The organism is Streptomyces sp. NPDC059092, from assembly GCF_042756365.1.
Lineage (GTDB): Bacteria > Actinomycetota > Actinomycetes > Streptomycetales > Streptomycetaceae > Streptomyces.
Genome location: NZ_JBHZEJ010000127.1, coordinates 1 through 8,614, shown reverse-complemented (window position 1 = coordinate 8,614; position 8,614 = coordinate 1). Strand labels below are relative to the sequence as shown.

The window sequence follows — 8,614 nt, the reverse complement described above, 5'->3', positions numbered from 1 at the left end:
ATCATCTTTTCGATACCTCTTGACATCTTGTTGGTTGTTTGTTGTGGGTTGTGTTTTTTTTTTTATTATCGGTGGGGGGGGGCGGCCGGGGGGGCCCCCGCCCCACCCCCACCTCTTCGTGTCATCCCCCCCGGCCCCGTCCCCGCTTCCCGCTACGAGTCGCCGAAGCTCGCGAAGTACGTCGCCGCCATGTCGTCCTCCCCGTGCCCCTGGGCCTGCGCCCGGCGGAAGCGTTCCGCGCCCGCCGCCGCGAGGTCCAGGCGTACGCCTTCGGCCGCGCCCGCCGCGACGATCAGGTGGGCGTCCTTGGCGGCCGTGGTGACCGTGAAGCTCGGGGTGTAGTCGTCGTTCAGGATCGCCCGGGACTTGGCCTGAAGGTAGCCGCAGTCCAGCGGGCCGCCCGCCATGGCCTCCAGGAAGTGGTCCGGGTCCACGCCGAGTCCCCTGGCCAGGGAGAGCGCCTCGGCCGTGCCGTGGGTGAGGGCCAGGACCCAGCTGTTGCAGACGAGCTTGAGACGGGTGGCCGCCGCCGTGGTGCCGTCCTCGCCCAGCCAGACCGTACGGCTGCCCACCGCGTCCAGGACCGGTGCGAGCCGCGCCTGCGCCTCCCGCGGTCCCGCGGCCAGGATCAGCAGCTCGCCGCTCTCCGCGGGGGCCCGGGTGCCGAGGACCGGGGCGTCGACGAAGAGCAGCCCCCGCCCCGCCGCCAGTTCCGCCAGCGGGGTGACGGCCTCTACGCCCGCCGTCGTCGACTGGAGCCAGACGGCGCCGGGGCGCAGGCCCGGCGCGGCGGCCTCCATCGTCTCCAGCGCGGCCGGCCCGTCGTACAGCATGGTGAGAATGACGTCCGCGCCGCTCACCGCCTCGGCGGGGGTCCCGGCGACCTGGGCGCCGTCGGCGGCGAGGGGCTCGGCCTTGGCGGGGGTGCGGTTCCAGACGCGTACGTCGAGTCCGGCGCGGCAGAGGTTACGGGCCATCGCGGCGCCCATGATTCCGGTGCCGAGGACGGCTACTGCGAGGGTGTCAGCCATACGGCCACCGTAGGGCCGGGGCCTGTCCCCCGCACGGGCCGGGCCTCCGTACGGGCTCGCAGCGGCGGAACGGCCGCTCAGACCACCTGGTGCAGCCAGCGCACCGGGGCGCCCTCGCCCGCGTACCGGAACGGCTCCAGTTCGTCGTCCCACGGCTTGCCGAGCAGCTTGGCGATCTCCGCCGCCAACACGCTCTCGCCCTCCTGCGCGCGGGCCAGAGCGGCCCTGAGCCGGTCCTCGGGGACCAGGATGTCGCCGTGCATACCGGTGACCGCGTGGAAGATCCCCAGGTCGGGGGTGGCGCTGTAGCGCTCGCCCTCGGCCGTCGGGCAGGGTTCCGCGGTGACCTCGAAGCGGAGCATCTGCCAGCCGCGCAACGCGGAGGCGATCTTGGAGGCGGTGCCCGCCCGGCCCTTCCAGGAGACCTCGGCTCTCCAGGTGCCGGGGGAGGCCGGCTGCCTGATCCAGTCGAGCTGGACCCGCAGGCCCAGTACTCCGGCCACCGCCCATTCGACGTGGGGACACATCGCGCGCGGTGCGGAGTGAATGTACAGAACTCCACGTGTCGTCACCGGGACCTCCAGTGTGGGACGAGGTTCGCCTTTCCCAGCGGCCTCAGTAAACAGCATCGGGAGTGAAACCCCGCAAAAGGGACAGCTTGTGACGTGAGGTAATTTACCGGAGCCGAGCGATCAGGCGCCTCTGATTCGACGTGGGAAAAGCTATCGTGCGATGGGGTGCCCGCGGTGACGTACCGTCGGTCCCGAGGCCGATATCCGCGAAGCCTTCACTCGCCCGAACGGCCCGGGGCGGCCGGAACGCCGGGACGCCGGAAGCCCCGGACGACCCGGAAGACCCAGCAGACACCGGCGGACACCGGAAGAACCCGGCGGACAGCGGCATACACCGGAAAACACGGCCATGGACGCCGATCGGGAGGCTTGAATGCGAGGAGTGAGCCTGCGGACCCGTGGCGGGTCCGGGCGGGCCCGTGCCGTGTGCGCGGCCGTGACCGCCGCCGTCGTCGCCGGGACCGGGGCGCTCGCCGGGTGCACGTCCTCCGGCTCCGCCTCCTCCGGCTCCTCCACGGCGGCGGCCAGGCCCTCACCGCGCCCCACCCCGGTCTGGGACCGCAGCCCGGCCTCCGTCGCCGCCGTCGGGGACTCGATAACCCGTGGCTTCGACGCCTGCGGGGTGCTCGCCGAGTGCCCCGAGGTGTCCTGGGCGACCGGTACGGACCGGGGCGTACGGAGCCTCGCCTACCGGCTGCTCGGCGCTCCGTCGGCGGAGCTGCTGGCGGCGAAGACCTGGAACTTCGCGCAGACGGGCGCCCGGATGGCGGATCTGCCGGCCCAGATGGCGCGGGCGGCGCAGCACGGGCCGGAGCTGGTCACCGTCCTGGCGGGCGCCAACGACGCCTGCCGGAACTCGACGGAGCGGATGACTCCCGTCGACGCCTTCAAGTCCTCCTTCGAGGCGTCGCTGCGCCGGCTGCGCGCGAGCGCGCCCAAGGCGCAGGTGTACGTGTCGAGCGTGCCGGACCTCAAGCGGCTCTGGTCGACGGGGCGGGGCAATCCGCTGGGCCGTCAGGTGTGGAAGCTCGGCATCTGCGCGTCGATGCTCGGCGACTCCCAGGACGAGAGCGAGGCCGCCCAGGAGCGGCGGGATCTGGTGTACGACCGGGTCGTGGCGTACAACGGCGCGCTGCGGGACGTGTGCGCGAAGGACAAGCGCTGCCGGTACGACGGCGGTGAGGTCTTCGCCGTCCGGTTCAGCGGCAAGCAGCTCAGTCCCTGGGACTGGTTCCATCCCAGCAGGAACGGGCAGGGCAGGCTGGCGGAGATCGCGTACCGCAATGTCACGGCGGCCGAGCCACCCGCGTAGGGTGCTTGATCGTGACTGTCATGAACACCGAGCGCGTCGGCGCCACGCCCGAGGGTACGCCCGTCGACCGCTGGACCCTGGAGCGGGCCGGTACCCGGATACGCCTGCTGACGTACGGCGGCATCGTGCAGTCGGTGGAGGTTCCGGACCGCGACGGCACCGTCGCCGACATCGTCCTCGGCTTCCCCGAACTGACCGATTACGTGGAGCACCGGGGGCCGTACTACGGGGCCCTCGTCGGCCGTTACGCGAACCGCGTCGCGGGCTCCGCCTTCACCCTGGACGGGGTGGCGCACCGGGTGACGCCCAACGAGGGGCCGAACTGCCTGCACGGCGGCGCCGACGGCTTCGACCGGCGGGTCTGGGACGCGGAACCGATCGGCGCGGACGGGCAGGTGGCGGACGGGGACGCCGCCGGTGCGACCGGGGTGCGGCTGTCGCGGGTCAGCCCGGACGGCGAGGAGGGCTTCCCCGGCCGCCTCGACGTCTCGGTGTCGTACACGCTGGACGAGGACGGGTCGCTGCGGATCGCCTACCGCGCGGTGACGGACGCCCCGACGCACGTGTCGCTGACCAATCACACGTACTGGAACCTGGGCGGCGCGGGCAGCGCTCCCGTGACGGCCGGGCACGAGCTGCGGATCGCGGCCGGCCGGATCACCCCGGTGGACGGCTCCCTCCTGCCGACCGGGGAGCTGGCGCCGGTCGACGCCACGCGCTTCGACTTCCGGACGTCCCGTCCGGTGACCTCCGGTTACGACCACAACTTCGTGCTGGACGGCGGGCAGGGGGACGGCGCTCCGGAGGACGCCCTCGCCGCCGAGCTGTACGACCCGGCGTCCGGCCGGGTGCTCACGATCACCACCACCGAGCCGGGGATCCAGCTGTACACCGGTGACCACTTCGACGGGAAGCCGTTCGGCCCCGGCGCCGGGATCGCGCTGGAGACGCAGCACTTCCCGGACTCGCCGAACCGGCCTGCCTTCCCGAGCACGGTGCTGCGCCCCGGCGAGGTGTACGCGTCGACCACGGTCTGCCGGTTCGCCACACGCTGACGCGCGGCGCACGGGGTGCGGCCCCGGGGTGGTGTCAGGTTCCGCCCCGGGGCCGCACGTCTTCTTCCCGCGCGGTCACGTCCGGTGCGTGGCCTCCACCAGGGTGCTCAGCCGGCGGTCGGTGACGGAGCGGGCCGCCTGGATCTCGTACGTACCGGCGATGTGCGACCAGGAGTCCGACGCCTCGTCCCAGACCTCGAACGCCCGTCGGCGCAGCGGGATCGTCACCTCGACGCTCTCGCCGGGCGCCGCCTCGACGGAGGCGAAGCCGGCCAGCCAGCGCGCCGGGCGCTCCACACGCTCCGCGTCCGCGCCAGCCACGGGCGCGAGATAGACCTGGACGACCTCGCGGCCCGCGCGCCGGCCGGTGTTGCGCACCCGTACCCGGGCCTCCGCCGGGGTGGCGGCGATCGTCTCGTACTCCCAGTCGGTGTAGCCGAGGCCGTGGCCGAAGGGGTACGCGGGCGTCGCGCCCGCCCTTTCCCAGGCCCGGTAGCCGATGAACACACCCTCGGTGTAGGGGAGTTCACCGTTCGCCGGGGTGGTCTTCGAGACCGGCGCGTCCGCGAGGACGGCGGGCCAGGTGGTGGGCAGCCGGCCGCCCGGCTCGGCCGCGCCGAGCAGGACGTCGGCGAGCGCCCCGCCGCCCTCCTGGCCGGGGAACCAGCTCAGCAGCACCGCGGCCACGTCCGCGCGCCACGGCAGCTCCACCGGGGAGCCGGTGTTGACGACCACGACCGTGTGCGGGTTGACGGCGGCGACCGCGCGGACGAGGTCGTCCTGGCGGCCGGGGAGCTTCAGGTTCTCGCGGTCGAAGCCCTCGGACTCGACGCTCTCCGTCGTGGCGACCACGACCACGGCGGTGGCGGCGGTACGGGCGGCCTCGACTGCCTCCGCGATCAGCTCGTCGGGGTCGTGGCGCGGGCCGAGGTGGAGCAGGGAGAGCGCGATGCCGCTGATCGGGGCGTCCGGGATCTTGAAGACGGTGTGGTGGAGGGAGACCTCCACCCGTTCCCCCTCGGTGAGGGTGGTACGGGCGCGCTCCACAGGCGCCCCGAAGAACTCCTCGAACGGGTCGGCGCCGGGGCCGGGTTCCTGGAAGCCGTCGAAGAGGACGGCGCCGCCGACGGTGAGCCGGAACCCGCCGAGACCGCGGGTGCCGAAGGTGTGCTCGCCGCTCTCCCGGGGGGTGAAGGTGCCCGTCACCTCGACGGAGTGGAGCGCGTCGTAGGTGACCCCGTCGGGCAGGTCGCTGCCGGCCCACTGGAGCCGGCCGCCGGGGACGGAGGCGGTGCCCAGGGTGCGCCCCTCGGCGTCCCCGCAGACGGCCGTCAGCTCGAACCCCTGGCCGGCGTCGGCGAGTTCGTCGCTGGGGTCGGCGCCGATCGAGTACGTCAGACGCCCCGGCGGGAGCGCGGCGGTGAGGCCGTCCAGCGGGGAGACGACATGGTCGGGGAAGACGGTCGCCGAACCGCCGCCGAGGACCCGGGCGTCGCGGGCGGCGGCGCCGCTGAGGGCGATCGTGCCGTCCGCCGCGTCCAGCGGCAGCGCGGGGCGGCCTTCCCGCTCCTCGTTCCGTACGAGGACGAAGGAGCGGCGGGCGATCTCGCGGGCCAGCGCCTCGCCGTCGATCGGCGCGGGCGGCTCGGTGACGGCGGCGGGCGCCCCGTCGAGGGCGCCGACCCGGGCGGCGAGCAGCAGGACCCGGCGTACGGCGTCGTCGACGGCGGACTCGGCCACCTCCCCGGCCCGTACGGCGGCGGCCAGCGCCTCGCCGTAGACCGTGCGCGGCCCCGGCATCGCGACGTCGAGACCGCCGAGGAGCGCGCCGACGGTGGAGCGCGCGGCGAGCCAGTCGGAGACGATGTAGCCGTCGAAGCCCCATTCGCCCCGCAGCACATCGTGCTGGAGGTAGCGGTGCTCGGTCATCGTGGAGCCGTTGACCTGGTTGTACGCGGCCATGATGCCCCACGGGTGGGCGTTCGCGACGATCGCCTCGAAGGGCGCGAGGTACAGCTCGCGCAGCGGGCGCGGGGCGACGAGGTTGTCGACGGTGAAGCGGTCGGTCTCGGCGTCGTTGGCGACGAAGTGCTTGACCGTCGTACCGACCCCGCCGTCCTGGACGCCGAGCACATAGCCGGTGCCGATCTCGCCGGTGAGGTACGGGTCCTCGCTGTACGCCTCGAAGTGCCGGCCGCCGAGCGGCGAGCGGTGCAGGTTGACGGTCGGCGCGAGCAGGACGTGCACGCCCTTGCGGCGGGCCTCCTGGGCGAGCAGCCGGCCCGCCGCGCGGGCCAGCTCCGGGTCCCAGGAGGCGGCGAGCGCGGTCGGGGACGGCAGCGCCACGGACGGGTCGTCGGCGGTCCAGCGGACTCCGCGCACCCCGATGGGCCCGTCGGACATGACGAGCGACGCGAGCCCGATCTCCGGCAGCTCGGGCAGGGACCACATGTCCTGGCCGGCCAGCAGCCGCGCCTTGGCGTCGAGATCGAGCTTGCCGAGGGCCGCCGCGACGGCGGCGTCACGTGCCTGATCGGCCCGGGGGGTGGATGCGTCGGCCACGGCCGTACCTCCTGGTCAGCTTTGCTCCGTACCGGCGGTCGAAAGGAATGGTTACATGGGGACGCCCAAATCTGTAGACCGGTAAGTTTGGTTATTGGTCCGTTACTTTTGGGTAGGGCGCGGGGACGGCGAGGGAGCGGGCGATGGCGAGGGCCAGGAGCGAGGAGCGGCGCGCGGACATCCTCCGCGCCGCCCTCGAAGTGATCGCGGAGCGCGGCTACCGCGGCGCCACCCTGGGCGCGGTGGCCGAGCGCGCCGGCCTGACCCAGCAGGGGCTGCTGCACTACTTCCCCTCCAAGGAGGCGCTGCTCGTCGCCGTCCTGGAGGAGCGCGACCAGTGGGACACGGGCGGGCGCAGCGACGGCCGGCGCGGGTGGCGGCTCGACCTGCTGGGCTCGCTGGTGGAGTACAACGCGATGCGCCCAGGGATCGTGCAGACCTTCTCGGCACTGCTCGGCGAGAGCGTGACGGAGTCCCATCCGGCGCGGGAGTTCTTCACCCGCCGCTACGCGCAGGTGCGGGGCGAGATGGCCGAGGTGCTGCGCGCCGAGTTCGGCGACCGGCTGCCCGGCGGGCTGACACCGGAACAGGCGGCGCCGCTGCTGACGGCGGTGCTGGACGGGCTCCAGTACCAGTGGCTGCTGGACCCGGACGCGGTGGACATGGCGGCGGCGTTCCGCGACTTCCTGACCCTGCTGCGGGCGGGGGACGCGGGGGCGACAGGGGACGCGGAGCCGCCGGGGCGCCCGCGAGGTTGATTCGTCCTGCCGTGGTCCCGCGGACGGCGTACTCGATGCGCAGGCACTCCATCCGCACCGGTGTCAGGGGCAGGGTGGAGAACATGCCCTGTAATGAAACGATCTCCGGACAGCTCGCAACGATCCGGCGGACGCGCCGTGGGAGTGGCTGGAGGTGCCGCTGCCTCCGATGCCGACGACGGGCCGGTCTCCGAGGGGCCGGCGGCAGGTCTTCGACCGGTCGGACCGGTCCCCACGTCGTCCGACCTGTTCAGAGGCCTTGCTGTGCACCCGTGATAAAACGAGTGCGGCGCCCTTCCGCATTCAGCTACGTACCGGGCTCCGCGCCTGCGGGTCGCCTCGTACGCCCGTGCCGGTGTGGAGGCCGCGATGCTGCACAACACCAACTCCCCTGGGGACCAGCCCGGTGCGGGCATTCTCGACCGCGCGATGCTCATCCTGCGCTACATGGCGACGGCCCACGAGGCGACCGCTGCCGAGCTCGCGGCAGCGGCGTCGACCAGCAGGAGTACGGCCTACCGGCTCGCGCATCGCCTGGAGAGCTGGGGCATGCTGCAACCGCATCGCGAACCCGGACGCTGGGTCGTCGGCCCCGAGGCGCTGAGGCTGGGCCTGTCGGTTCTGCAACGGTCGCAGGTGGCGCACGTGGCGCCCGAGCCCCTGCATCATCTTGCGGATCTGACACGGGAGACCACCGGGCTGGCCGTCCGGCTCGATCGGACCATGGTGTTCGTCCACCGCCGGCCCGGTCCACGGCCCAGTCCGGTCAGCGCACGCGTCGGAGCGGTACGCCCACTGCACTGCACGGCCGTGGGAAAGGCGTGGCTGGCAGCGCTGCCCGAGGGAGAACTGGACGGGATACTACGGAGCCTTCCTCTGGTGAAACACACTCCGGCCACGTTGACCAGCCGTTCCGTCCTTGAACGGGATCTTCTGCTCGCGCGGCGTCGCGGATGGTCTCTGGACAGCGGCGAGGTGAACACCGCCACCGCCGCATGCGGGGCAGCGGTTCTCGATGCCCAGGGGGTCCCGATCGCCGCCATCAGCGCCTCCGGTCCGATCGGCCGGGTCGCCCGCCGGGCCGCCGACATAGGTCCGGTCGTCGCAAGCACCGCAGCACTCATCTCCCGCAGACTCGGCTACGAACCGGCCTGACGCTCCGGAGACCAGTCGCCCGGGGTATGAAGGAGCGCGGCGCGCTCAAGAACCGTTCCCCTCCCCTGCCTTCCAGGGCGTGTCCGTAATGTCAGTCGGGGAGCCATAGTCGCAGGCAGGCGATGGTGACCAGGGCTTTGTAGTGGCGGGCTCGTTTGTCGTAGCGAGT

Annotated in this window: 7 protein-coding genes; 4 read left to right on the top strand and 3 right to left on the bottom strand. The window is 72.9% G+C overall.

The window, feature by feature from the left end:
• Nucleotides 1–152 precede the first annotated feature (152 nt).
• Both ACFXPL_RS36480 and ACFXPL_RS36475 read right to left on the bottom strand, forming a co-directional pair.
• A complete protein-coding gene (locus tag ACFXPL_RS36480; protein ID WP_384927478.1) occupies nt 153–1,031 on the bottom strand; it encodes an NAD(P)-dependent oxidoreductase in 879 nt (292 codons plus the stop codon).
• A 77-nt stretch (nt 1,032–1,108) separates the two neighbouring features.
• Nucleotides 1,109–1,603: a DUF3145 domain-containing protein gene (locus ACFXPL_RS36475; protein ID WP_384927477.1), complete on the bottom strand. Its 495-nt coding sequence runs from the start codon at nt 1,601–1,603 to the stop codon at nt 1,109–1,111.
• 373 nt (nt 1,604–1,976) lie between these two features.
• On the opposite strand from ACFXPL_RS36475, the gene ACFXPL_RS36470 reads away from it, so the two are divergent.
• On the top strand, nt 1,977–2,915 hold the full coding sequence (locus ACFXPL_RS36470; RefSeq protein ID WP_384927476.1) for an SGNH/GDSL hydrolase family protein: 939 nt from the start codon (nt 1,977–1,979) through the stop codon (nt 2,913–2,915).
• A gap of 20 nt (nt 2,916–2,935) precedes the next feature.
• Nucleotides 2,936–3,970 (top strand): aldose epimerase family protein, encoded by a 1,035-nt coding sequence (locus ACFXPL_RS36465; RefSeq protein ID WP_384927475.1) that lies wholly within the window; start codon nt 2,936–2,938, stop codon nt 3,968–3,970.
• 75 nt (nt 3,971–4,045) lie between these two features.
• Here ACFXPL_RS36465 and ACFXPL_RS36460 read toward each other — a convergent pair whose 3' ends face one another.
• Nucleotides 4,046–6,532, bottom strand: coding sequence for a glycoside hydrolase family 3 protein (locus ACFXPL_RS36460; RefSeq protein WP_384927474.1), 2,487 nt, complete (start codon nt 6,530–6,532; stop codon nt 4,046–4,048).
• Nucleotides 6,533–6,675: 143 nt separating this feature from the next.
• Here ACFXPL_RS36460 and ACFXPL_RS36455 point away from each other — a divergent pair, with 143 nt between their 5' ends.
• Together ACFXPL_RS36455 and ACFXPL_RS36450 are read left to right on the top strand one after the other, a co-directional pair.
• Nucleotides 6,676–7,290: a TetR/AcrR family transcriptional regulator gene (locus ACFXPL_RS36455; protein WP_384927473.1), complete on the top strand. Its 615-nt coding sequence runs from the start codon at nt 6,676–6,678 to the stop codon at nt 7,288–7,290.
• Nucleotides 7,291–7,659: 369 nt separating this feature from the next.
• On the top strand, nt 7,660–8,445 hold the full coding sequence (locus tag ACFXPL_RS36450) for an IclR family transcriptional regulator (protein ID WP_384927472.1): 786 nt from the start codon (nt 7,660–7,662) through the stop codon (nt 8,443–8,445).
• The last annotated feature ends 169 nt before the right edge of the window (nt 8,446–8,614 follow it).

Excerpts from the sequence above, each read along its gene's own strand:
- ACFXPL_RS36480 (WP_384927478.1), bottom strand. The coding sequence starts at position 1,031 with ATGGCTGACACCCTCGCAGTAGCCGTCCTCGGCACCGGAATCATGGGC.
- ACFXPL_RS36455 (WP_384927473.1), top strand. The coding sequence starts at position 6,676 with ATGGCGAGGGCCAGGAGCGAGGAGCGGCGCGCGGACATCCTCCGCGCC.
- ACFXPL_RS36450 (WP_384927472.1), top strand. The coding sequence starts at position 7,660 with ATGCTGCACAACACCAACTCCCCTGGGGACCAGCCCGGTGCGGGCATT.
- ACFXPL_RS36465 (WP_384927475.1), top strand. The coding sequence starts at position 2,936 with ATGAACACCGAGCGCGTCGGCGCCACGCCCGAGGGTACGCCCGTCGAC.
- ACFXPL_RS36470 (WP_384927476.1), top strand. The coding sequence starts at position 1,977 with ATGCGAGGAGTGAGCCTGCGGACCCGTGGCGGGTCCGGGCGGGCCCGT.